General features: G+C 59.2%; 28 protein-coding genes and 2 pseudogenes. 13 read left to right on the top strand and 17 right to left on the bottom strand.

The features are described 5' to 3' along the window. The first annotated feature begins 155 nt into the window (after positions 1-155). The 8 genes from AAAK34_RS03495 (at position 156) to AAAK34_RS03460 (ending at position 5,347) form a co-directional block, all read left to right on the top strand. Positions 156-434, top strand: coding sequence for a DUF493 domain-containing protein (locus AAAK34_RS03495; RefSeq protein ID WP_231695491.1), 279 nt, complete (start codon positions 156-158; stop codon positions 432-434). 66 nt (positions 435-500) lie between these two features. Further along, positions 501-1,142, top strand: a complete 642-nt coding sequence (gene lipB, locus AAAK34_RS03490) for a lipoyl(octanoyl) transferase LipB (RefSeq protein WP_231695492.1) — start codon at positions 501-503, stop codon at positions 1,140-1,142. Between the two features lie 15 nt (positions 1,143-1,157). Next, positions 1,158-2,189, top strand: a complete 1,032-nt coding sequence (lipA, locus tag AAAK34_RS03485; protein ID WP_231695456.1) for a lipoyl synthase — start codon at positions 1,158-1,160, stop codon at positions 2,187-2,189. Positions 2,190-2,805: 616 nt separating this feature from the next. Next, positions 2,806-3,546, top strand: a complete 741-nt coding sequence (locus AAAK34_RS03480; RefSeq protein WP_431777753.1) for a hypothetical protein — start codon at positions 2,806-2,808, stop codon at positions 3,544-3,546. 13 nt (positions 3,547-3,559) lie between these two features. Then, positions 3,560-4,102 carry a GTP-binding protein gene (locus AAAK34_RS03475; protein ID WP_231695458.1) on the top strand — a complete coding sequence of 181 codons (543 nt, stop codon included), beginning with the start codon at positions 3,560-3,562 and terminating at the stop codon, positions 4,100-4,102. Then, complete coding sequence (locus tag AAAK34_RS03470; protein ID WP_231695459.1) at positions 4,099-4,491, top strand: roadblock/LC7 domain-containing protein; 393 nt, start codon at positions 4,099-4,101, stop codon at positions 4,489-4,491. The genes AAAK34_RS03475 and AAAK34_RS03470 overlap by 4 nt, the downstream gene beginning before the upstream one ends. After that, entirely contained in the window at positions 4,488-4,853 is a 366-nt protein-coding gene (locus AAAK34_RS03465; protein ID WP_231695460.1) for a roadblock/LC7 domain-containing protein, read from the top strand. The genes AAAK34_RS03470 and AAAK34_RS03465 overlap by 4 nt, the downstream gene beginning before the upstream one ends. 134 nt (positions 4,854-4,987) lie before the next feature. Further along, complete coding sequence (locus AAAK34_RS03460; protein ID WP_231695461.1) at positions 4,988-5,347, top strand: hypothetical protein; 360 nt, start codon at positions 4,988-4,990, stop codon at positions 5,345-5,347. Positions 5,348-5,403: 56 nt separating this feature from the next. Here the strand turns inward: AAAK34_RS03460 and AAAK34_RS03455 are convergent, their stop codons facing one another. Both AAAK34_RS03455 and AAAK34_RS03450 read right to left on the bottom strand, forming a co-directional pair. Beyond that, entirely contained in the window at positions 5,404-5,895 is a 492-nt protein-coding gene (locus AAAK34_RS03455; RefSeq protein WP_231695462.1) for a DUF411 domain-containing protein, read from the bottom strand. Positions 5,896-6,118: 223 nt separating this feature from the next. Then, positions 6,119-7,279, bottom strand: coding sequence for an acyl-CoA dehydrogenase family protein (locus tag AAAK34_RS03450; protein WP_231695463.1), 1,161 nt, complete (start codon positions 7,277-7,279; stop codon positions 6,119-6,121). 101 nt (positions 7,280-7,380) lie between these two features. On the opposite strand from AAAK34_RS03450, the gene AAAK34_RS03445 reads away from it, so the two are divergent. After that, entirely contained in the window at positions 7,381-8,295 is a 915-nt protein-coding gene (locus AAAK34_RS03445) for a LysR family transcriptional regulator (protein WP_231695464.1), read from the top strand. Positions 8,296-8,316: 21 nt separating this feature from the next. Here the strand turns inward: AAAK34_RS03445 and ptsP are convergent, their stop codons facing one another. The 6 genes and pseudogenes from ptsP to AAAK34_RS03415 form a co-directional block, all read right to left on the bottom strand. Next, complete coding sequence (gene ptsP / locus AAAK34_RS03440; RefSeq protein WP_231695465.1) at positions 8,317-10,068, bottom strand: phosphoenolpyruvate--protein phosphotransferase; 1,752 nt, start codon at positions 10,066-10,068, stop codon at positions 8,317-8,319. A 22-nt stretch (positions 10,069-10,090) separates the two neighbouring features. Next, the gene (locus tag AAAK34_RS03435; RefSeq protein ID WP_231695466.1) at positions 10,091-10,360 is read right to left on the bottom strand and encodes an HPr family phosphocarrier protein; all 270 of its coding nucleotides are present in this window, start codon (positions 10,358-10,360) and stop codon (positions 10,091-10,093) included. Then, positions 10,329-10,777, bottom strand: a pseudogene (locus AAAK34_RS03430) (PTS sugar transporter subunit IIA). Before AAAK34_RS03430 ends, AAAK34_RS03435 begins: the two are co-directional and overlap by 32 nt. Before the next feature lie 68 nt (positions 10,778-10,845). Next, the gene (locus AAAK34_RS03425) at positions 10,846-11,430 is read right to left on the bottom strand and encodes a hypothetical protein (RefSeq protein WP_431777752.1); all 585 of its coding nucleotides are present in this window, start codon (positions 11,428-11,430) and stop codon (positions 10,846-10,848) included. Then, a complete protein-coding gene (locus tag AAAK34_RS03420; RefSeq protein ID WP_431777751.1) occupies positions 11,382-12,140 on the bottom strand; it encodes an MFS transporter in 759 nt (252 codons plus the stop codon). Before AAAK34_RS03420 ends, AAAK34_RS03425 begins: the two co-directional genes overlap by 49 nt. Positions 12,141-12,144: 4 nt before the next feature. Further along, positions 12,145-12,687: a hypothetical protein gene (locus AAAK34_RS03415; RefSeq protein ID WP_431777750.1), complete on the bottom strand. Its 543-nt coding sequence runs from the start codon at positions 12,685-12,687 to the stop codon at positions 12,145-12,147. A gap of 82 nt (positions 12,688-12,769) precedes the next feature. Between AAAK34_RS03415 and AAAK34_RS03410 the strand changes: the two are divergent. Then, positions 12,770-14,004, top strand: a pseudogene (locus AAAK34_RS03410) (CaiB/BaiF CoA transferase family protein). A gap of 382 nt (positions 14,005-14,386) precedes the next feature. Next, a complete protein-coding gene (locus AAAK34_RS03405) occupies positions 14,387-14,881 on the top strand; it encodes a TlpA disulfide reductase family protein (RefSeq protein WP_431777997.1) in 495 nt (164 codons plus the stop codon). A 174-nt stretch (positions 14,882-15,055) separates the two neighbouring features. On the opposite strand, the gene AAAK34_RS03400 is transcribed toward AAAK34_RS03405, so the two are convergent. Further along, positions 15,056-15,514 (bottom strand): cytochrome c, encoded by a 459-nt coding sequence (locus AAAK34_RS03400; protein WP_231695471.1) that lies wholly within the window; start codon positions 15,512-15,514, stop codon positions 15,056-15,058. Positions 15,515-15,698: 184 nt separating this feature from the next. Between AAAK34_RS03400 and AAAK34_RS03395 the strand changes: the two genes are divergently transcribed. Then, positions 15,699-16,367, top strand: a complete 669-nt coding sequence (locus tag AAAK34_RS03395; protein ID WP_231695494.1) for a cytochrome b/b6 domain-containing protein — start codon at positions 15,699-15,701, stop codon at positions 16,365-16,367. 101 nt (positions 16,368-16,468) lie between these two features. Next, positions 16,469-16,936 carry a GNAT family N-acetyltransferase gene (locus AAAK34_RS03390; protein ID WP_431777749.1) on the top strand — a complete coding sequence of 156 codons (468 nt, stop codon included), beginning with the start codon at positions 16,469-16,471 and terminating at the stop codon, positions 16,934-16,936. A gap of 111 nt (positions 16,937-17,047) precedes the next feature. On the opposite strand, the gene AAAK34_RS03385 is transcribed toward AAAK34_RS03390, so the two are convergent. From AAAK34_RS03385 to rplB, 8 genes are all read right to left on the bottom strand, one after another. Continuing rightward, positions 17,048-17,551, bottom strand: coding sequence for a peroxiredoxin family protein (locus AAAK34_RS03385; protein ID WP_231695495.1), 504 nt, complete (start codon positions 17,549-17,551; stop codon positions 17,048-17,050). Positions 17,552-17,666: 115 nt separating this feature from the next. Continuing rightward, positions 17,667-17,936 carry a 30S ribosomal protein S17 gene (rpsQ, locus tag AAAK34_RS03380; protein WP_231695473.1) on the bottom strand — a complete coding sequence of 90 codons (270 nt, stop codon included), beginning with the start codon at positions 17,934-17,936 and terminating at the stop codon, positions 17,667-17,669. 10 nt (positions 17,937-17,946) lie between these two features. Next, the gene (gene rpmC / locus AAAK34_RS03375) at positions 17,947-18,147 is read right to left on the bottom strand and encodes a 50S ribosomal protein L29 (RefSeq protein WP_231695496.1); all 201 of its coding nucleotides are present in this window, start codon (positions 18,145-18,147) and stop codon (positions 17,947-17,949) included. 13 nt (positions 18,148-18,160) lie between these two features. Further along, on the bottom strand, positions 18,161-18,577 hold the full coding sequence (gene rplP, locus AAAK34_RS03370; protein WP_231695474.1) for a 50S ribosomal protein L16: 417 nt from the start codon (positions 18,575-18,577) through the stop codon (positions 18,161-18,163). A gap of 3 nt (positions 18,578-18,580) precedes the next feature. Continuing rightward, positions 18,581-19,477 (bottom strand): 30S ribosomal protein S3, encoded by an 897-nt coding sequence (rpsC, locus tag AAAK34_RS03365; protein ID WP_231695475.1) that lies wholly within the window; start codon positions 19,475-19,477, stop codon positions 18,581-18,583. 22 nt (positions 19,478-19,499) lie between these two features. Beyond that, entirely contained in the window at positions 19,500-19,829 is a 330-nt protein-coding gene (gene rplV / locus AAAK34_RS03360) for a 50S ribosomal protein L22 (RefSeq protein WP_028603963.1), read from the bottom strand. Between the two features lie 11 nt (positions 19,830-19,840). Continuing rightward, a complete protein-coding gene (rpsS, locus tag AAAK34_RS03355) occupies positions 19,841-20,116 on the bottom strand; it encodes a 30S ribosomal protein S19 (protein ID WP_231695476.1) in 276 nt (91 codons plus the stop codon). Between the two features lie 10 nt (positions 20,117-20,126). Continuing rightward, positions 20,127-20,951, bottom strand: a complete 825-nt coding sequence (rplB, locus tag AAAK34_RS03350) for a 50S ribosomal protein L2 (protein ID WP_231695477.1) — start codon at positions 20,949-20,951, stop codon at positions 20,127-20,129. Position 20,952 lies beyond the last annotated feature (1 nt).

Here is a 20,952-nt window from a genome sequence, read left to right as displayed (position 1 = left end):
CGACTCCGGCCTGACGATCATGGCGCCCAAGTATGACAGGCATCACCAGGCACTCACTCGATACGAAAGAACTCATGCCACAACCCGACACCTCCGACGACAAACGCAGCGAGACAACACAGTCGCCCGCCCTTGACGCCTCCAAGGGCGACGGCATGAAGCTCACTCCGCAGGCGCGCGAATCACTCATCGAGTATCCGAGTGCGTTCCCGATCAAGGTGGTGGGTGTGAATGAAAACGGTTTTGTGCATGCGATCACGCACATCGCAAAACGGTTTGATCCGAACTTCGATGCTGCCGGAATTGAGTTACGTGAAAGTGGTGGCGGCAAGTATCTGGGGGTCACGGTCACGGTCACCGCGACCAGCCGCGAGCAACTCGACGAACTTTACCGCACGCTCACGACGCACCCGTTGGTCAAGTGGGTGCTGTGAAGCACTGGACATATAGTGGACATCCAACTTCTGGGACGGGTCGAGTACGCGCCCACATACGAAGCCATGAAAGCATTCAGCGCAGAGGGGAGAGAAACCGGCGCAGAACAGCTCTGGATTTGTGAGCATCCTGGCGTGTTCACGCTGGGCCTGGCGGGCCGGCCTGAGCACGTGTTCGCTCCAGGCAAGATTCCCGTGGTTCCTACCAATCGCGGGGGCCAGGTAACCTACCATGGCCCGGGGCAAGTGGTCGCATACCCCTTGATTGATCTGAAGGCACGCGGAATCTTCGTCAAGGAATATGTTCACAAGCTGGAAGAAGCCACCATCCGGACGCTTTCACATTTTGGCGTCACAGGACACCGCGTGGCGGGCGCTCCGGGAATTTACGTGCGACTGGATGACCCTTTCAGCCATGCGATGCTGCCCCAACGCCCACAGCAGCGGGCGCCCGGCTCCCCCGTTCTGCAACCTGATTTCACAGGCCTCGGCAAGATAGCCGCGCTCGGAATCAAGGTAGCCAGCCACCGTGCCTACCACGGACTGGCATTGAACGTCGCCATGGACCTGGAACCCTTTTCTCGCATCAACCCTTGCGGCTACGCAGGACTGAGAACCGTCGACCTTTCTACAATTGGCGTTTCCGCCACGTGGGAGGAAGCAGCCCGTGAGTTGTCGGCCCAGCTTTCCCGCCTGCTGGCGATGTAGAAGGAACCAAGCTTCATGTCCACCCCTCCTCTCGGCCCGAACGCACCCGTCGTGCGTGAAGCGCAATCGGCCGCCACCTACGACGCCACAGCCAAGCAAAAAGCCGGGGCCAAGCTTGCGCGCATTCCGATCAAGGTGCAAAGCGATGGCCCGGCTCTAAAAAAGCCCGAATGGATTCGCGTAAAAGCAGGCAGCGCAAGCACGCGCTTCTACGAAATCAAAGACATCCTGCGCAAGAACAATCTGGTGACGGTGTGCGAAGAAGCCAGTTGCCCCAACATAGGTGAGTGCTTCGGCCACGGCACGGCCACCTTCATGATCATGGGCGACAAATGCACACGCCGCTGCCCATTCTGTGACGTGGGCCATGGCCGCCCTGACCCGCTGGATCCAAATGAACCGCTGAACCTGGCAAACACCATCGCGCAGCTGAAGCTGAAGTATGTGGTCATTACAAGCGTGGACCGCGACGACCTGCGTGACGGCGGCAGCCAGCATTTTGTCGACTGCATTCGCGCCACACGCGAAAAATCTCCGGCCACGCAGATCGAGATCCTCACGCCAGATTTTCGGGGACGCGACGACCGCGCCCTGAATATCTTGAAGGAAGCCCCGCCCGATGTGATGAACCACAACCTGGAGACCGTGCCTCGCCTTTACAAGCAGGCGCGGCCAGGTAGCGACTACGCGTTCTCGCTCAACCTTCTGAAAAAATTCAAGGCGCTGCACCCTAACGTCCCAACCAAAAGCGGGCTGATGGTGGGATTGGGCGAGACCGACGAAGAAATTCTGGAAGTGATGCGCGACTTGCGCGCGCACGGCGTGGAAATGCTCACCATAGGGCAATACCTGGCACCTTCGTCTGCACACATCCCTGTGCAGCGCTACGTGCACCCCGACGTTTTCAAGATGTTCGAGGCCGAGGCCTACAAAATGGGCTTCACCCACGCCGCCGTGGGTGCAATGGTGCGCTCAAGTTACCACGCGGACAAGCAGGCGCAGGCGGCAGGCGTGCATCACGATGGCCCGGCACCACTAAGCCCATAGATCGAGAGTGAACCCGCCAGGAAGCTTCCGCCTGGCGGCCCCAAGCCCCACCGCGGACTAGGGATGCCCTGCATAACTCCCTGCGGTCTGTGGCAGCACGGCCTCGGGCGATCCGCTGCGTTGCTTTTCTTGCCAATAGCTGGGCTATTGGCTGCAAAAAGACGCCTTGCGCCTCATCCCGATCCGCACTACCACCGACTCGCGAGGGTTATGCAGGGCATCCCTAGCGCAAGAGCCGACGTCGATTCAGCGCCCACCCAAAAAAAGCTCGCAACTTGGGGCACCGGTGCGACGTCAGTCGACGGCAGATCCCTATTTCCGCACAAACGAGCAGCTCCGCCGGGCACACCCGCGGACAGTGCGATCGGGCGCATCGTGCCCTCGCTAGCTGCGAACACCATAGAAGTACCGGAAGACAGGTTTCACACTGTTGAACCTGGATCCGGCAGTTGACCGCGCCCCCCCCCGCGCGAAACCTCGTTCTCAATGCGTCTTGTTCGTGACAAAGTCCCGAAAATGCCGCCCTCAAACATTTGTCTAACCATTTGTCTACTACAATTCATCGTCAACATACATTTGTTACAGCTAACCATTTCGACCGCACTCTTCGATGCCCATGAGAACACTGAAGCTTGGCACCCACGCACTTGCTCCGACAGAGGCGGAGTTGGTTCGTATGCTGCTGCGTCTGTATGGTCACAACGGGAAATGCAAGTGGGCCTACGCTGAGACTTCGCCCTACGACGCTCTTCTGGTTGATGCATCGTCGCTACACACTGCCAACGTTTTCCAGGAACGCATGCCAGCGAAGCACATGCTGCGTCTTGCCCGTGGCCTCGACGATGCTGACGTGCTGTCTCGTCCACTGAGCGCTCACAAGCTGCGCAGTTGGCTGGACGAGGTTGAAGAAAGCTTGTCCGCAAGTGCGCCGGTTACGCCCCATGCACCAGAGCTCGCGCTAGCGCCCGCAGCAACCCCAGAACCCACTCCCGAGCCCCCTCGCGAACCGCCATCCCTTCCCCCCGAAAGCGCTCCCCGCTATCGACTGGAGCGCTGGCCGCACCAGATGATCCTGCGGAAGGATCCCGCACGCATCCGCATGGCAACCCTTCTGTCACGACGCGCACTCAATGCTCGCGACTTGGTGGCCCTTACCGGCTTCGACCCCCAACGGTGTCTGGTCTTCATGCAGGTGTTGCAGGCCTCTAGCCTGCTCACACCCGCTCCGCCGGAACCTGCCGCTCACACCGCCGGGGGCATGCGGCCACCCATGCTCGGCAAAGAGTCCGCCTCGAGAACCAAAACCGGCTTGACCCAAGGCCTGATCTCTGGACTGCGTAAGCGGCTCGGACTGTAGTTCAGCATACGCAATGACCGAGTACAAAATCCTTTTCACAGGCACTATGGGCGCCGGCAAGACCACGGCGATCGCTTCCGTCAGCGAGACACCACCCGTCGTCACCGACGTGGTGAACACCGATGCGTCCCACAGCAAGAGCCACACCACGGTAGGACTGGACTTTGGACAACTGACACTTCCCAGCGGAGACAGAGTCCGGCTGTTCGGCACGCCTGGCCAAACCCGCTTCGACTTCCTCTGGAAGATCCTGGTGAAAGGCGCGCTGGGCCTGATCATTCTGGTCGACAACTCCCGGCCTGACCCGCTGGCCGACCTGCGCGTCTATCTGGATGGCTTCGAGGAAGAACTCAGGCAACTGCCCTGCGTGGTGGGAGTAGGCAGGCTGGCGGAACATCCTGCACCTGGGCTGGATGATTACCTGGAAGAGATGGCACGGCACGACCTGGTGTTGCCGGTGCTGGAAGTTGACGTTCGCCAGCGTGGCGACGTCGTCCTGCTGATAGATACGCTGCTCACGCAGCTCGAAGCCAGTCTGTACGGAGCACAAAATTGAAAGAACCATTCGCACTGTCGTCCGACACCAAGGCATGGGCGCAACAAGAAGCCGAGCGCCTCATGCAAGAGATCTCTGGGGTCGTTGCCATTGTGGTCGCCACGGTAGATGGGTTTGACGTCGCCTCTGCCATGAGGAAAGGCGATGCCAATCGCGTGGCCGCCATGGCTAGTTCAATTTTTGCCATCAGTGCCGTGGTTTCCCAAGAGGCCCATCTGGGCCGTAGCCGAAGCGTAACCATCGACACAGAAGAAGGATTCACGGTTGTCCACAGCGTCTATCGACCAGACGCAGATTTGGTTGTCAGCGTAATCGCAGGTCAGGACGCGATCCTGGGTCAGGTGGCCTATCAAGTCACTCAGTTCGCCCGGGCTTTGGCGGCCGCATGAAAGAAACGCTGCTCCGAAACGCCATCAATGAAATGGCCCAAGCGCCCGGGGTAGATGGTTGCGCCCTGGTAGAGATCGACGCTGGAATGGTCTGGCATCACGCAGGCCATATAGAAGATCTGCAGACCTTCGCCGAAGCGGCCAGCGACTACTGGCGGCTGCACAACAGACTGGCCCCCCAGTTCGAGAGATTGGGAGATCTACGTGCATCGATCATGGTGCACGCCAAAGGACGACTGACGATGTTGCCGTGTGGCAAGGGCATGCTGCTGCTGGCATTGACAGGCACCCACGCAGTCACGGACTGGGCCCAGTGGCAACAGCAGACACGACAACTCGCGACCTTGGTGGAAGGGCTTTGATCAAGCCTTCTCGAGTCCAACCGAGTTTCAAGCACTTGTGTGCTTTCTATCCTCCGCTCGTGCTGGTGGTGTGTCACAGCGGTTGAAAGAATTTTCACGCACCCATTTCTCAAAACAGGTCCAAAAGGAAGAATATGGCCAATATCAAGCAAACGCTAGAAGAATTGATGACCCTGGATGGCGCCATGTGCGCGGCAGTGGTGGACTCCACCAGCGGCATGATGCTCGGTTCGATTGGAACAGGCGTGGACCTGGAGGTGGCAGCAGCAGGCAACACGGAAGTGGTTCGCTCCAAGACTAAAACCATGCGTGCCCTGGGCCTCAACGACGTGATCGATGACATCCTGATCACGCTGGGCAAGCAGTATCACATCATCCGCCCCTCTTCGCGCAAGGAAGGCGTTTTCCTTTACTTCGTTCTTGACAAGAGCCGCTCCAACCTGGCCATGGCTCGTCGCAAGACGCAGGATGTGGACAAGGAACTTGCTTTCTAAAAGTTAGCTAACAGAAAGGGCGTATGAATACGCCCTTTCCCCGCTGCTTCAGCGCGCTAGCTAAACGAGCGGTGACTCTGAAACACGCGGCTGCTACCATCGCGCAGCACCAAGAGGGTGTCGTAGCTGTCGCGCCTGCCCCCATAGGCGGGGCCGTCCATGCCGGGAGAACCAATAGGCATGCCAGGCACCGCGACACCCAGGCCTTGTGGCTTTTCGCGTAGCAGGCGCTTGACGTCTGCTGCCGGCACATGGCCCTCGACCAGGTAGCCTCCTACCAATGCGGTGTGGCATGAACCATATTTGGCTGGCAAGCCGAGGCGGGCACGTACGGCATTGTTGCCCGTATCGTGCACCTTGACCTTGAAACCATGCTGCTCCATGTGCAAGATCCAGTCGTGGCAACAGCCACAGTTGGGATCTTTCCAGACCTCGACCACCAGGGGATCTGACTTGGCCAGAACCCAGCCCGGCAACGCAAGCGAGCCGGCCACTCCGGCAGTCAACACGCGAAGCGCCTGGCGGCGATTGGTGAGCAGGGGTTGCATGGCGTTGGTACTCCTTATCGCGAAACTTTGAAGAGCAGCACATCGGCAAGCCGAACCTTGGCGCGCAGATGAACGAACATCACGCGCATGGCTCGAAATTCCAGCACCTGCTGATCTGGCTATAAAGTCATCTTACGCCGGACGGAATCAAGCAAGGCAAACCCGAAAAAATGCCCCCTCGCCGACCAAGCAAATCTGCTCACAAGCGACCGGGAAAACGCACTCAAGCCGACTTCATGAGGTGCTTGCCAATGACCATTTGCTGGATCTGCGTGGTGCCCTCGTAGAGTCTGAGCAGACGAACGTCGCGATAGAAGCGTTCCACTTTGTACTCATTCATGTAGCCTGAGCCACCATGTATCTGCACTCCGCGGTCGGCCACGCGGCCGACCATTTCCGTGGTGAACATCTTGGCGCAAGATGCTTGCATGCTGACTTCTGGATCAGGCGTGGCAAAAGGCTTGGCGTCGTAGCGCTTGGCCACCCCCTGAACCAGCGCCCAGCCCGCCAGCATTTCTGCCTGGCTGTCCGCCAGCATCGCCTGCACCAACTGAAAATCTCCGATGCGCTGGCCAAACTGCTTTCGTTGCTGTGCGTAGGCAATGCTTTCCCGCAGGATGCGGCTGGCCATTCCGCACGCCAGGGCTGAAACGTGAAGGCGCCCTCGGTCCAGCACTTTCATGGCGGTCTTGAACCCCTTGCCAGGCTCTCCCCCAATGATGTTTGCGGCCGGCACCCTCACGTTTTCAAGGTTGACGTCGCATGTCTTCGTGCCTCGTTGGCCCATTTTCTTGTCGGGCTTGCCTAGCGAAAGGCCTGGAAGATCGGCCGGCACGATGAACGCCGTGATGCCTCCTGCGCCAGGCCCTTCTGTGCGGGCCATCAAAGTGAAAGCGCCAGCGCGCGTGGCATTGGTAATGAACCGCTTGGTGCCGCTCAGGAGATAGTCGTTGCCGTCGCGCACCCCTTTGGTTTTGAGGGACGCAGCATCCGAACCCGCGTCTGGCTCAGTCAGTGCAAAGGAAACGATCAGTTCTCCACTGGCAATGCGCGGAAGGTACTCAGCCTTCTGCGCCGGGGTGCCGTCCATCAGAATGCCTTGTGAGCCAATGCCGATGTTGGTGCCCACCATGGACCGGAACGCCAGCGCCGTGTGCCCCAGTTCAAAGGCGACTTCGCACTCCTGCTCCATGCTGAGCCCAATCCCACCGAATTCCTCCGGGATCGAGATGCCGAAGAGCCCGAGCTCTTTCATGTCATCGATGATGTCTGCGGGCACTTCGTCGTGCTCTTCCACATGGTCTTCCGCTGGCATCAGGCGGTCGCGAACGAAACGATGAACGCTTTCTTTGAGAAGTTGAAAAGTGTCTTGGTCCAACGGCATGGCAATTCCTAAAGAGTTGCAGCATTGTCAATTCATCGATTCACCTTGACAATTACAAAAATCATGAACAATACGTCAAGTATTTTTTGACACATAGTCTGATGGACTCCAACGCGCTTGTGCTTTTTGTCGATATCGTCGAGGCTGGCAATCTGAGCGCGGCCGCACGCCATCTGAAGATGAGTCGGGCGAATATCAGCTACCACCTGAGGCAACTCGAAAAGTCCCTCGGCCAGCAGCTGATGCGAAGGACGACCAGGCGTGTTGAACTGACGGAAGTCGGTGAGCGGATCTACCAGCATGGCAAGGTGGTACGCGACGAAGTATTGGCCGCACGTGAATCCGTGGCGGCATTTGGCCGGTCTTTGCATGGGTCCGTACGCTTGAGCATGCCAACGGGCTTTGGGCAAATGGTGATGTCCAGTTGGCTGATTGAATTCAAACGCTTGTACCCGGGCATTGCGCTCGAGCTTCTCTTTGACAACCGGGTCGACGATCTGCTGCGGGAAGAGGTGGATGTTGCCGTTCGAGTGATGAACGAGCCACCGCAGCAAATGGTGGCCATTGAACTGGCTCCGGTTCGCTATGCGATCTGCGCATCTACCGATTACGCACGCTCAAATCCCATGCCCAAGTCTCTGGAGGATCTGAGCCAGGTTCCTCTGATTACGTCCGCGGTATCCGGAAGGGAACTGCGGATTTCAGCGTATCAGCATGAACTGCGCCGCGAACTGAACCTGCGTCCCTCCCTGGCTTCGGAAAACTTTCAGTTCCTGCGCGAAGCGATTCTCGCCGGCCTGGGTGTAGGCTTGGTGCCTGACTACGTGATCAGCCAGGATGTCTCGGATGGTCAGGTCGTCACGGGGCTAAACGACTGGCGGCTGAGCGTGTTCGGAACGCGGATGTTTCTCCTGCGCATGCCCGGGCATTACCAAACCATGGCAACACGGACACTCATTGACTTCATCGTGAGCCAGGCAAGGAACTGGCGGACTGCGGCACTCAGCCCGTCGTGAACCTGATTCAGATGCGAGCGCTCATTCGGCCTGCAGCAACGCCGCTGGCTCCTCGCTCTCCAGCACCGCCTGCGCCCAAGCTTGCAACTTGCTGGCGTCTGCGCGCAGAATCTCTTGCTTGACGGAGAGTATCTGCGAAGGGTGCATGGAAAAACTGCGCAGCCCCAAGCCCAGCAACAGCCGGGTCATGCTGGGGTCGCCTGCCATTTCGCCGCATACGCTTACAGAGCGGCCATGGTCGTTGCAGGCGGCAATGGTGTCAGCCACCAGTCGCAAAACGGCGGGATGCATCTGGTCGTACAGGTGGGCCACCGCTTCATCGGCGCGGTCAATTGCCAAGGTGTACTGGATCAGGTCGTTGGTTCCGATGGACAGGAAATCAAAGTATTTCAGAAACAGCGGCACACTCAGGGCCGCCGCAGGTACCTCGATCATGGCACCGATCTTCACAGGTCCATGCGCCAGACCACGTTGATCGAGCTGCTCGCTAGCTTTGTCGATCAGCTCCAACGTCTGGCGAATCTCACTGGCATGCGTCAGCATGGGGATCAGCATATGCACCTGGCCGTGCACCGCCGCCCGCAAGATCGCACGCAACTGCGTAAGAAACATCGCCGGCTCCGACAAGCTCCAGCGAATGGCCCTGAGCCCCAGTGCGGGATTGAGGTGCGCTGCCTCGTGGCGGCTTTCAAGCGGCTTGTCGGCACCAATATCAATGGTGCGGATGGTCACCGGCAGGCCGCGCATACCTTCCACGGCTCGTCTGTAGGCCTGGTACTGCTCCTCTTCGTCGGGTAGCCGGCCTTGGCGCCCCATGAACAGGAACTCGCTTCTGAACAGGCCCACGCCGACAGCACCCACAGCCAACGCGGCAACTGCATCCTCAGGCTGTTCAATATTGACCAGAAGCTCCACCTTCTGGCCGTCCAGCGTGATGGAAGGGGTGTCCTTCAGGCGCGCCAGTCGCCCACGTTCGAGTTCGCCTTGCCGCTGCTTGAATCCGTATTCGGCCAGCATGATCGAGGAGGGGTCGACGATCACGACGCCAGCGTCGCCGTCAATGATGACCCAGTCATCCTGGCGCACGAGATTGCTGACCGAGCGCGCACCCACGACAGCGGGGATGTCCATGCTGCGTGCCACAATGGCCATATGGCTGGTCTTGCCGCCTAGATCCGTCACGAAGCCGGCGAACAGGCTTTTCTTGAACTGCAGCATGTCGGCTGGTGACAAGTCGTGCGCCACCAGCACCAGGGGCACGTCCAGCGTATCGTCGAGCAGCAGGTCCTGCTGGCGAGGTGCCCGGGGCGGGGGCGCCGCGACTGGCTGAGCGGCGCCTTTCATGTAACGCAGCACACGCTCGACGACTTGCTCCAGATCAGCCTTGCGCTCGCGAAGGTACGGGTCCTCCATTTCGTCAAACTGGCGGGAGATGATGTCGAGCTGGGTGGTCAGCGCCCATTCGGCGTTGTAGAGGCGATCCTTGATCCACTGGTGCACGCCGGCGCTCAGCGTTTCGTCTTGCAGCAACATCAGGTGCACATTAAGGAGTGCGGCCAACTCGTGCGGCGCGTCCTTGGGAATCTCCGTTTGCAGGCGCACAAGTTCCTCGGCCACGGCGTCACGCGCCCTGCCCAGGCGCTGGAGCTCACTGGCCACTTGTGTGGGCTGGATGAAGTAGTGTGTGACCTCCATACGACTGGAGGCCACCAACACCGCACGCCCGATGGCAACACCCCGGGCGACCGCGAGTCCATGGACGGCAAATGTCATGCGCAGGATCCCAGCATAGGACTTATTCTCCCTCTCCAAACTTATCGGCGATCATCGCAAGCAGGGCGTCCATGGCCTCCTGCTCCAGCTCGCCATCAGTCTCGATCGTCACGACACTGCCGATGCCTGCAGCCAGCATCATCACACCCATGATGCTCTTGGCATTGACGCGACGCTCGCCCTTGGACATCCACACCTCGCACGGGAAACTGCCTGCCAGCTTGGTCAGTTTGGCTGAAGCGCGTGCATGCAGGCCGAGTTTATTGCTGATGGTCGTATCGTTCTTGATCATTCGTTGCTCTTCGGGTCTGATTCTGAGGTGCCGTCGTGGCCACCGCCATGATTCCCTGCGTGCCACCGGCCAGCGCACGCGCCACCAGCGCGTCCAGCGACTCGTGGCGGTAGCACACGGCGCGCAGCAGCATGGGCAGGTTGACTCCCGCCAGCAGACGCATGCCAGCCTCGCCTTCGGTGAGACGTTGTGCAACGTTACTGGGCGTGGCTCCAAAAACATCGGTCAGAACCAATGTGTCAACGTGTCGCATCTGGCTCAATACCGCGCGAGCAGCGGCCAGAGTTTCATCAGGGGGGTGTTGGGATGCACATCCAGGGCAGCAATATCCGGGGCGGCTTCTGGAAAAACATGAAGCGCACATTGGCGCAAGGCATGGGCCAGTGGCCCGTGCGCGATCAGCAGGATGCCGTTCATAGGACACCTGGACGCCGCCAGCGACCATGGAACAGGACAGTAAATCGCGCTTGGTTCATGAGAAAGGATTATCCGCGCAAGGCGCCTGGGGAGGCGGCTCGAGAATCTGCTGAAGAGGCGGCTCGTGTGCACATGAAGTGGGTATACGCTGCCACAGTGGCGACCAAAAGGATCCCCATTGCCCCCCGAAACGCTGCCACTTCGGTCCAGCCCATCAAACGGAACAGGTCCACTAAAAGCCCAATGCCCCATTGCATGACAAACACGCCAAGAAATATCACCAGGTTAAATAAGGACATGGCACGCCCCGCGACGCTAGCCTCGAAGCGCATGCCGATGGAAGCCTGCGCCATGGAAGCTGAGGTCAGACTCATGCAGTACAGCGCCAACAGAGCGAAAGCCCAATCCCCTGCCGCCGGTCCGAGAAAGATGATGGTGAGAAGCAAGACGAAGCCCAGTGGCTGCCCCCTTGCCACCAGTTGATCTACCCCAATACCTCGCCGCGTCAGCCAAGGCATCACCCAGCCCCAAGCCCAGAATGTGCACAGCATGGCCAGATTGATGCTGAACAAGCCCCTGGCCGCTTCCAGAGGCGAAGCGCCGGCTACTTGCGTAAGCCATGGCCCAGCCCACAGCGTTTGAATGGCCACCATGGCACCATTGTTGACGAAGCCCAGGACCATGACATGCCGGAAATACGGATGACGCCATATTGGGCGGTAACCTGACAGCAACCCTTCCTTCGGGGCGCCCGCACCGGAAAGCCCCCTTTAGCTGAACTCGGTGCTGGCACCATCCACTTAGGTGCCACCTTGGCGATCACGACCATGGACAGCACCACCATGGCCGCCAACCCCCAGAACGGGACTCTCCAGCCCACGTGAGGAATAAGCCACTGCATCGGCAGCGTGGACGCGAGCATGCCGAGCGAGCCCGTCATCAACATCCATGACGTGGCACGCATTTGCGTTCCGGCGTCGAACCAGCGTCGGTAACCGGTGAGTGGCGCCATCAGGCAAGCGCTGACACCCATGCCGATCAAAACACGCGAGCCCAGCAACGAAACGAAGCCGCTCGACATGGCAAAAGCCGCGCAACCCGCAACGGCCATGGTTAGAAATGCCAGAACGACTTTCGTCGGACCGTAACGATCCAGCCATGCCCCCAAAGGGAGTTGCGTGATGGCGAAACCGATGAAGTAACCACCTGCCAGCAACCCCAGATCGCGCGCCTGCAAGCCGAACTCACTGCTGAGTGACGGCGAGAGTGTGGCCATGACAGCTCGCAACAGCGTCGAGATGAAATACGCAAAGGCAAATGCCAGGAAAACGGCGACAGCAGCGTGCCGGGGGAGCCTATTCATGTCGCTAAAGCTTGATTCCGCCGAAGAAAGTCTCGGCCGCATCAGACATCGGCCGCTCTGAATAAATCACGGCATGCACCAGTTGCGCCGCACTCTGACCGGGCACAAGGCGCGCGACCCAGACCGCCTGGGCAGCCACCGGCCGCCCATCTGAACGTTGGCCGCTAGCCGTCACACGCACCGACTCGGGCACGGCCAGAACGCCGCGCGGAAGAAATGCCTGAGTCTGAATATCCTGGGCATGGATATTCGCCAGCGTGGCAGTGCGCCATCCGGTCAGCAAAGAGCCAGCCTGAGCAGCGGGCACCTCGGCCACCATGATGGCAAAAGTTGCACCTGCCGCATCGCACCCAGCCATCGTGAGTTCGGTCGGCACCCCGCCTAGCGGGACGTTCCGCGTGGCGTGGTCGGGTTCGCAAGGCAGCAGCGCAACAAGCGACGCATTGGTCAGCCGCGTTTCGCGCCAATTGAGCGCCGGACTACAGGCTGTACAGAGCAGCGCCAGCAACAGCAAGCTCCGAAAAACCGACAAGGAGGACAAGGACATACGCCGATTATCAGCCGCAGCGCGCTGCATGCGGCACTTCGCCCTTGAATAGGCCACTTAAAAAAGACGCCACAATATCGCCATGAACTCACTTGATGGCATTCGCATTCTGGATCTTTCCCGCGTTCTTGCAGGTCCTTGGTGCACGCAAACATTGGCCGACCTGGGCGCCGATGTAATCAAAATTGAACGCCCCGGCACCGGTGACGACACACGCACCTGGGGCCCTCCATTCCTGGCGGGCGACGACGGACAGGAGTCGCATGAGGCGGCCTATTACCTGGGCACCAACCGCAACAAGCGCTCAGTCACTTGCGACATAGCCAAACCGGAAGGGCAGGTGCTGATCCGGGAATTGGCGCGGCACTGCGACGTCTTCATCGAGAACTTCAAAGTCGGCGACATGGCCCGCTATGGGCTGGACTACGAAAGTCTTCGCGCACTCAATCCACGCATGGTTTATTGCAGCCTGACAGGCTTCGGCCAGACAGGCCCGTACGCCGAGCGCGCCGGTTACGACTATGCCATTCAGGGCATGGGCGGACTGATGAGCGTGACCGGAGAACGAGACGACCTAGGCGGCGGCCCCCAGAAGGTCGGTGTGGCGGTGGCTGACCTTTTTACCGGGATGTACGCCACCGTCGGCATTCTGGCTGCGTTGCGGCATGCCGAGCGTACCGGCGAAGGCCAGTACATCGACATGGCACTGCTGGATGCACAGACCGCCATGCTCGCCAACCTCGGCGCCAACTATCTGGTCAGCGGCAAGGCGCCGGGCCGCATGGGGAACGCACATCAGAACATCGTTCCCTACCAGGTATTCGAGGTAGCGCCCAAGCCCGACGGTAGCGCGGACCACATCATCCTGGCGGTGGGCAACGACGGTCAGTACGCCAAGTTCTGCCAAGTGGCGGGCCGCCCGGATCTTGCCGCGGACCCACGCTACGTGCGCAACCAGGATCGCGTACGTTACCGTTCCGAGCTGGTTCCATTGTTGGCCGACATCATGAAAACACGCTCCAAGGCGGATTGGCTGGCTGCGCTAGAGGCAGCGAAGGTCCCGTGCGGTGCCATCAACAACCTGGCCGAGGTGTTCGCCGACCCGCACATTCAACAACGCGGAATGGTCACCCATTGGAAGCATCCGCTGAACTCCGATCTTCGCTTGGTGAGCAGCCCGCTGAAGCTCGAAAAACTCCTGTACGAACCGATCTGCCGCCGCCCCTGCTGGGCCAGCATACCGAAGAAGTACTGCGAGAACTGCTGGGCTGCGACCCCGAGCGCGTCGAGCAGCTACGCCAGCAGCAGGTGATCTGAGTGGTCTTTTGCGGCTAATGAGGGTGTCAGAAAAGTGCTTTGTGCAGCAGTGGCGATTGCTCCCTCTCCTTTCGGGAGAGGGTTGGGGTGAGGGAACGCGCCCAATGCCAATGCCGGTCTCTGATCATGCGCCGCTGCCCTCACCCTGGCCCTCTCCCGGCGGGAGAGGGGAGAAGAACGAGGCCATTTTGCGACACCTTCTTTAGCCGCGATGGGCCAATCGCGACTAAAGTCGCTCCTACAAAGAAGGCGAGAGCTTTCGAGGGAGCAGCTTTGGTTTTTGGGTGAACTTGCGGGCAAGGAGATGATCTACCTACTGCTCGAGCGGGCTTCGTAGGCCCAGCAGACACGCATGAGCTCAAATTCCTACAATGGCAAGGTCATGAAAATTGCTTTTCGATCTCTTTTGCTGAGTGGAGCTGCGGCTGCCATGCTGTTCTTGGGCGGCTGCGCCCAGAATACCGCACCGGCCTCCACCTTCGTGCTGCTCGACGGCAGCAGTACGACCACGCAGGACATGCGGGGCAAAGTAACCCTCGTCAACTTCTGGGCCACCAGTTGCACCACCTGCGTGGCCGAGATGCCCGAAATTGTCGCCACTTACGAAAAATTCAAGGCGCGCGGCTACGACACAGTTGCGGTCGCCATGAGCTACGACCCTCCCAGCTACGTGGTGAACTTCGCTGAAACGCGAAAGCTGCCCTTCAAAGTGGCCATCGACAATACCGGAACCGTGGCACAGGCTTGGGGCGAGGTCAAACTCACACCCACCACGTACATCGTCAACAAAAAAGGCGAGATCGTGAAGCGCTACGTAGGCGCTCCCAATTTTTCCGAGCTTCACCAACTGATTGAGAAACTGCTGGCTGAAGCCTGAACTTCACAACCCGGCATCAAGAAAGCCAATCATGCGTTGCGTGATTGGCTTTTTTGTTGATGCTGCGGGAGCTTGCATCCGACAGCTCCTCCAAAAACCGGAAGTTGAGCGCGCCCGAGCAAGTCGTCCTCAGGTGCGGTCAATTGCCGGTCTTGGCTCAAAGGTAGACGCTTTTTATCTCCGGCGACGGAAATCGTCGTGACACGCCTTGCAACTTTGAGCGGCAGGCCCGAAAGCGGCCTTCAGATTGTCCAGGTTGCCCGTTTTTGCTGCGGCGGCGAGTTTCACGGTCTCCGCCTGCATTTTGTCACCCAGATCTTTAAACTTAGCCTGCTCCTTCCAGATTTCCGGACGAGCCCCCGTGGAACTTCCTGTGTCGGTACCAGGTCCGAAGGCGTGCCAAGGCAGTTTGGCTACCGCAGCCACCACCTCGGCGTCGGCTGCGGCAGACGCCGCATCGAACGGAGCCTTGCCCTGAGCCATGGCACCCAAGCGGCCAAAATGACTGGACAGAACGGTGAATGCGGCTTGGCGGTATTTGATCGCGTCTTCTGCCTTTGCAAACTGTGCGAAAGCGGGAGCGGATAAGCTCACCGCACCAAGTGCCAGGACAATGGGTATCAATTTCTTCATCGGGGAATCTCTCCTTGGAGGGCAATCGAAAAAGTGCAAGCGGTGCTACGCGCAGAGACGGACCGAAGCCACTAAACTGCGCCTGCAGAACCAACATGGTTCAACAGGGGGCTACCTGGGCTTTTATAAAGTCCGACAGCCTCCCCGCTTATTGTGTTTGAAATTGACAATCAGTTCCAAATTTATGAAACCTATACGTATCTGGGATCTTCCCACCCGTCTGTTCCATTGGTTCCTCGCTGCGGCGGTGATCGGACTGATCATCACCGGGAAGGTGGGTGGCAACGCCATGAATTGGCATCTTAGGCTGAGCTACGTGGTCTTCGCGCTCCTGATATTCAGGCTGATCTGGGGCCTGATCGGCGGCCATTGGTCGCGGTTCGCATCATTTTTTCCGACACCAGCACGTATCGTGAGCCATTTTCGCGGAGACACCGATACCGACCAACCAGCTGGGCATAGTCCGCTCGGGGCACTTTCCGTATTCGCCATGCTGGCGGTACTGGCGGCACAAATTGGAACTGGCTTGTTTGCTGACGACGAAATCGCATTCTCCGGGCCGCTCACGGCTCTGGTGTCTGGCGATGCCGTCTACCTGGCCACGGACTATCACGCAGGAGTAGGCCAATTTCTGGTCATAGCTCTGGTAGTACTGCACGTACTCGCCATTCTTTTCTACCGAGTGGTCAAGAAGAAGAACTTGATCAAGCCTATGGTCCTGGGGGACAAGTTGCAGCCCGTGTCCACGCCCGCGTCGCGAGATACCGCAGCAACCCGCTTGGTCGCACTGGTCGCCCTATGCGTCTCAGCTGCGATTGTCTACGGCGTGATCCAGCTGGGGCAATCTACATAAGCCTGTCGTGAAATAGGGCCATGCGCTAAACTGCAGTCGAGATTGAACCGCGCGCCCCAGCGCTGCTTACTGCATTGGACACACATCCCCCCGTTGATATAGTGCTCGCCCTTACCCCCGAACAGATAGGGGCTGTGAGAGAGCTGTTTGCCGAATATTCCTCCCAGCTTGACGTAGACCTGACTTTCCAGGGCTTCGAAGACGAGCTGATCCAGTTGCCAGGCGAATACGGAGAGCCTCGCGGCGCCCTACTATTGGCATTGGTAGACGGGGAGGCCGCCGGATGTTGCGCGCTGCGCCCACTAGACGACGTGGACTACAGCAATGCGGCCGAGATGAAGCGACTATTTGTGCGCAAAGCCTTCCGCGGATTCGGCCTTGGCCGGCAATTGGCTGAGGCCATCCTGGAAGCCGCAAAGCGCCTCGACTACGCCTGCGTCCTGCTGGATACGCTGAACGACATGGAAGCGGCTCGGGCACTGTACGAGGAACTAGGGTTTGAAGAGATCCCGCCCTACTACCACAACCCGATTGCCGGGGCGCACTACCTTAAGGTGGACGTAGCCTAGGCGCCGCCTGATGAGGCAAGGAGCAACAAGTGGTCGAGTTAGTCTGCACGTGGTAACGCCGTGTAAGGTCGAGACCGGTACACGGCGTTGGAAACAGAGAACGCTGGCCGCTTACTTCGCCTGAGCGAGTAGGGTGGCGCCATCGCTCACTTCAAACTTGCCTGGCCCTTCTACGTTCAGCGTCACCACCTTGCCGTCTTTGACCAGCATGGAATAGCGGTTGCTGCGCACGCCCATGCCGCGGCCCGTGAGGTCCAGCGTGAGACCAGTCGCCTTGGCAAACTCCGCGCTTCCATCGGCCAGGAAACGGATCTTGCCGCCGGCTTTTTGATCGCGTGCCCATGCACCCATGACAAAAGCATCATTGACGGCCAGGCACCAGATTTCATCAACCCCGGCAGCCTTCAGTGCTTCGGCGTTGTCCAGATAACTTGGCACGTGCTTCGCGGAGCAGGTAGGCGTGAACGCACCTGGCACGGCGAACAATGCAATGGTCTTGCCGGCCGTGGCCTTCGCCACCTCAACCGGGTTTGGACCAATGCTACAACCGCTGCCTTCAACCTCCGAATACTCCATTAGAGTTACTGCTGGCAAGTTGTCTCCGACTTTGATCATGGGATCGTGCTCCTGAATTACGGTTGAAAGAAATAAAAAAACGACCCACATTGTGGGTCGTTTTTAAGGGTTTGCGCGAAACCGCGCAAATTAGGCTTGGTGCCCGCGCGGCCTTTTAGACCACTGCGGCTTTCTGCACCAGTCGTGTAGCTACCCAATTCTTAGTCTTGGACAGCGGACGGCTTTCAGTGATTTCGATCACGTCGCCCAGTTTGTACTCGCCATTTTCGTCATGAGCGTGGTACTTGCTGGAGCGCATCACGATCTTGTCATAGATCGGGTGCTTCACGCGGCGCTCGATGAGCACCGTTACGGTCTTGGCGCGCTTGTCGCTGACAACCTTGCCGACCAGCGTGCGCTTGAGGGATGTTTTGGCTTCCGTCATGGTCACGTCCTTACTTGGCGGCTGCTTGCTTTTCAGCAATCAGGGTCTTGGCGCGCGCGATGGCGCGGCGGGTCTCGCGCAGCTGATTGGTGTTATTCAGCTGTTGCGTGGCTTTTTGCATGCGCAGGTTGAAGTGAGCCTTTTGCAGGGCCTTCACCTCGGCTTGCAAGCCGGCGACGTCTTTTTGGCGCAGTTCAGAGGTTTTCATTATTCATGCTCCTCGATTACTGGCCGATCATGCGGGTAACGAACGTGGTGCGCAGCGGCAGCTTGGCGGCAGCCAGCTGGAACGCTTCACGAGCCAGTTCCTCAGGCACGCCGACGATTTCGTACAGCACCTTGCCCGGCTGGATCTCAGCCACGTAATACTCAGGGTTACCCTTACCGTTACCCATACGGACTTCGGCAGGTTTTGTGGAAATTGGCTTGTCTGGGAAGACGCGAATCCAGATGCGGCCACCACGCTTGACGTGGCGAGAAATCGCACGGCGAGCGGATTCGATCTGGCGCGCCGTCAGGCGGCCACGGTCCGTAGACTTGAGGCCGAAGTCGCCGAAGGCCACGGTGTTGCCACGAGTGGCAATACCGGTGTTACGGCCTTTCTGCTCCTTACGGAATTTTCTGCGTGCAGGTTGCAGCATTGTTTACTCTCCTTTGGCGCCGTCAGCTGCTGCAGCTGGCGCGGCGACTTTGCGAACGCGCTTAACGGCGGATTTGGCATCGGCCCCTGCGGCCTCTGCGGGTTTGTCGCTACCATCGGCAGGAGCAGCATTGCCACCACCAGCGCGACGGGGACCGCCACGGCCGGCACGGTCGCCGCCCGGGCCACGGCCATCACGGCGGGGGCCGCGCGGACCACGGCGCTCTTCGCCTTCAGGGCGCGGAGTGCTGTCCAGGGAGGGTGCATCATTGCGGCCCAGCGTGTCGCCTTTGTAGACCCACACCTTGACACCGATGATGCCGTAGGTAGTCTTGGCTTCGCTGGTGCCGTAGTCGATGTCGGCGCGCAGTGTATGCAGCGGCACACGGCCTTCACGATACCACTCGGTACGAGCGATCTCGATGCCGTTCAAACGGCCTGCAGACATGATCTTGATGCCTTGAGCACCCAGACGCATGGCGTTCTGCATGGCACGCTTCATGGCGCGGCGGAACATGATGCGCTTCTCGAGCTGCTGAGTGATCGAGTCTGCGATCAGCTGTGCATCGACTTCAGGCTTGCGCACTTCTTCGATGTTGACAGCCACTGGCACACCCAGCTTCTCAGCCAGATCTTTCTTCAGCTTCTCGATGTCTTCGCCTTTCTTGCCGATCACCACGCCCGGACGAGCCGAGTAGATGGTGATACGGGCGTTCTTGGCAGGACGCTCGATCAGAACGCGCGAAACAGCTGCGTTCTTCAGCTTGGCCTTCAGGTACTCACGAACCTTGATGTCTTCAGCCAGCATGCCGGCGAAGTCACGGTTATTGGCGTACCAGCGGCTCGCCCAGTTACGGCTAACGGAAAGGCGAAAGCCGGTCGGATGGATTTTCTGTCCCATAGTCTTTCTCAGGCTTTCCGTATCAGTAGCCGACCGTCACGTACACATGGCACGTGGGTTTCGACAGGCGCGCGCCGCGACCCTTGGCGCGGGCGGCAGAGCGCTTGAGCGTGGTGCCTTGCTCGACATAGATCGTCTTGACGCGAAGCTCGTCGATGTCGGCGCCATCGTTGTGCTCAGCGTTGGCCACAGCCGACTCCAGCACCTTGCGCACGATCGGCGCGGCTTTCTTCTGCGTAAAGTTCAGGATGTTCAGAGCCTGATCAACTTTCTTGCCACGGATCAGGTCGGCAACCAGCCGGCCTTTGTCGACCGACAGGCGTACGCCACGAAGGACTGCACGTGTTTCCATTGGTCTTCTCCTTATTTCTTGGCTTTTTTGTCCGCCGCGTGGCCTTTGAAGGTACGCGTGAGGGCAAATTCACCCAGTTTATGGCCAACCATCTGGTCGGTCACGTATACCGGTACGTGCTGCTTGCCGTTGTGTACGGCAATGGTCAACCCGATGAAATCGGGAAGAATCATTGAGCGGCGCGACCAGGTCTTGACGGGCTTTTTGTCTTTGTTAGCCACGGCCTTGTCGACCTTGGCCAGCAAATGATGGTCAACAAACGGACCCTTTTTGAGAGAGCGAGTCATTTGTCAGTCCTTATTTCTTGCGACGCGACACGACCATAGCCTGGGTGCGCTTGTTGTTGCGGGTGCGATAACCCTTGGTCAAGTTGCCCCATGGGTCGACCGGCTCGCGGCCCTCGCCCGTGCGGCCTTCGCCACCACCGTGCGGGTGATCGATTGGGTTCATGGCGACGCCGCGAACCGTTGGGCGGATACCCATCCAGCGCTTGACACCGGCCTTACCCAACTGTCGCAGGCTATGCTCTTCGTTGGCGACTTCGCCAATGGTGGCACGGCACTCGATATGGATCTTGCGCACTTCACCCGAGCGCATACGCACCTGGGCATAAGTACCTTCGCGAGCCAACAGCGTCGCGGAGGTACCTGCAGAGCGAGCGATCTGCGCGCCAGCGCCAATCTTGAGCTCGATGCAGTGGATGGTGGAACCCACCGGAATGTTCCGGATAGGCAGCGTGTTGCCGGCGCGAATGGGCGCTTCGGCACCACTCATCAGCTGGCTACCGACTTCCACACCGCGCGGAGCGATGATGTAGCGGCGCTCGCCGTCGGCGTAGCACACGAGGGCAATGTGCGCGGAGCGGTTCGGATCGTATTCAATACGCTCAACCTTCGCGGGAATGCCGTCTTTGTTACGACGGAAATCGACTACGCGATAGTGATGGCGATGGCCGCCCCCACGATGACGCGTTGTGATGTGACCGTTGTTGTTACGTCCGGCCTTCTGGAACTGAGGTTCCAGCAGGGGCGCGTAGCCTTCACCCTTGTGCAGGTGATCGCGTGTAACCTTGACCTGACCACGACGGCCGGGGGAGGTTGGTTTGATCTTGATGACAGCCATG

The organism is Ottowia caeni, from assembly GCF_050821495.1.
GTDB lineage: Bacteria > Pseudomonadota > Gammaproteobacteria > Burkholderiales > Burkholderiaceae_C > Ottowia > Ottowia caeni.
Note: the sequence above shows the minus strand (reverse complement) of the source record. Positions and strands in the feature narration are given on the sequence as shown.

What these genes read in the sequence shown, in the direction of transcription:
- AAAK34_RS03495 (WP_231695491.1), top strand. Translation starts at nt 156, where the DNA reads ATGAAGCTCACTCCGCAGGCGCGCGAATCACTCATCGAGTATCCGAGT.
- lipB (WP_231695492.1), top strand. Translation starts at nt 501, where the DNA reads ATGAAAGCATTCAGCGCAGAGGGGAGAGAAACCGGCGCAGAACAGCTC.
- lipA (WP_231695456.1), top strand. Translation starts at nt 1,158, where the DNA reads ATGTCCACCCCTCCTCTCGGCCCGAACGCACCCGTCGTGCGTGAAGCG.
- AAAK34_RS03480 (WP_431777753.1), top strand. Translation starts at nt 2,806, where the DNA reads ATGAGAACACTGAAGCTTGGCACCCACGCACTTGCTCCGACAGAGGCG.
- AAAK34_RS03475 (WP_231695458.1), top strand. Translation starts at nt 3,560, where the DNA reads ATGACCGAGTACAAAATCCTTTTCACAGGCACTATGGGCGCCGGCAAG.
- AAAK34_RS03465 (WP_231695460.1), top strand. Translation starts at nt 4,488, where the DNA reads ATGAAAGAAACGCTGCTCCGAAACGCCATCAATGAAATGGCCCAAGCG.
- AAAK34_RS03460 (WP_231695461.1), top strand. Translation starts at nt 4,988, where the DNA reads ATGGCCAATATCAAGCAAACGCTAGAAGAATTGATGACCCTGGATGGC.
- AAAK34_RS03455 (WP_231695462.1), bottom strand. Translation starts at nt 5,895, where the DNA reads ATGCAACCCCTGCTCACCAATCGCCGCCAGGCGCTTCGCGTGTTGACT.
- AAAK34_RS03450 (WP_231695463.1), bottom strand. Translation starts at nt 7,279, where the DNA reads ATGCCGTTGGACCAAGACACTTTTCAACTTCTCAAAGAAAGCGTTCAT.
- AAAK34_RS03445 (WP_231695464.1), top strand. Translation starts at nt 7,381, where the DNA reads ATGGACTCCAACGCGCTTGTGCTTTTTGTCGATATCGTCGAGGCTGGC.
- ptsP (WP_231695465.1), bottom strand. Translation starts at nt 10,068, where the DNA reads ATGACATTTGCCGTCCATGGACTCGCGGTCGCCCGGGGTGTTGCCATC.
- AAAK34_RS03435 (WP_231695466.1), bottom strand. Translation starts at nt 10,360, where the DNA reads ATGATCAAGAACGATACGACCATCAGCAATAAACTCGGCCTGCATGCA.
- AAAK34_RS03425 (WP_431777752.1), bottom strand. Translation starts at nt 11,430, where the DNA reads ATGGTGGCCATTCAAACGCTGTGGGCTGGGCCATGGCTTACGCAAGTA.
- AAAK34_RS03420 (WP_431777751.1), bottom strand. Translation starts at nt 12,140, where the DNA reads ATGAATAGGCTCCCCCGGCACGCTGCTGTCGCCGTTTTCCTGGCATTT.
- AAAK34_RS03415 (WP_431777750.1), bottom strand. Translation starts at nt 12,687, where the DNA reads ATGTCCTTGTCCTCCTTGTCGGTTTTTCGGAGCTTGCTGTTGCTGGCG.
- AAAK34_RS03405 (WP_431777997.1), top strand. Translation starts at nt 14,387, where the DNA reads ATGAAAATTGCTTTTCGATCTCTTTTGCTGAGTGGAGCTGCGGCTGCC.
- AAAK34_RS03400 (WP_231695471.1), bottom strand. Translation starts at nt 15,514, where the DNA reads ATGAAGAAATTGATACCCATTGTCCTGGCACTTGGTGCGGTGAGCTTA.
- AAAK34_RS03395 (WP_231695494.1), top strand. Translation starts at nt 15,699, where the DNA reads ATGAAACCTATACGTATCTGGGATCTTCCCACCCGTCTGTTCCATTGG.
- AAAK34_RS03385 (WP_231695495.1), bottom strand. Translation starts at nt 17,551, where the DNA reads ATGATCAAAGTCGGAGACAACTTGCCAGCAGTAACTCTAATGGAGTAT.
- rpsQ (WP_231695473.1), bottom strand. Translation starts at nt 17,936, where the DNA reads ATGACGGAAGCCAAAACATCCCTCAAGCGCACGCTGGTCGGCAAGGTT.
- rplP (WP_231695474.1), bottom strand. Translation starts at nt 18,577, where the DNA reads ATGCTGCAACCTGCACGCAGAAAATTCCGTAAGGAGCAGAAAGGCCGT.
- rpsC (WP_231695475.1), bottom strand. Translation starts at nt 19,477, where the DNA reads ATGGGACAGAAAATCCATCCGACCGGCTTTCGCCTTTCCGTTAGCCGT.
- rplV (WP_028603963.1), bottom strand. Translation starts at nt 19,829, where the DNA reads ATGGAAACACGTGCAGTCCTTCGTGGCGTACGCCTGTCGGTCGACAAA.
- rpsS (WP_231695476.1), bottom strand. Translation starts at nt 20,116, where the DNA reads ATGACTCGCTCTCTCAAAAAGGGTCCGTTTGTTGACCATCATTTGCTG.
- rplB (WP_231695477.1), bottom strand. Translation starts at nt 20,951, where the DNA reads ATGGCTGTCATCAAGATCAAACCAACCTCCCCCGGCCGTCGTGGTCAG.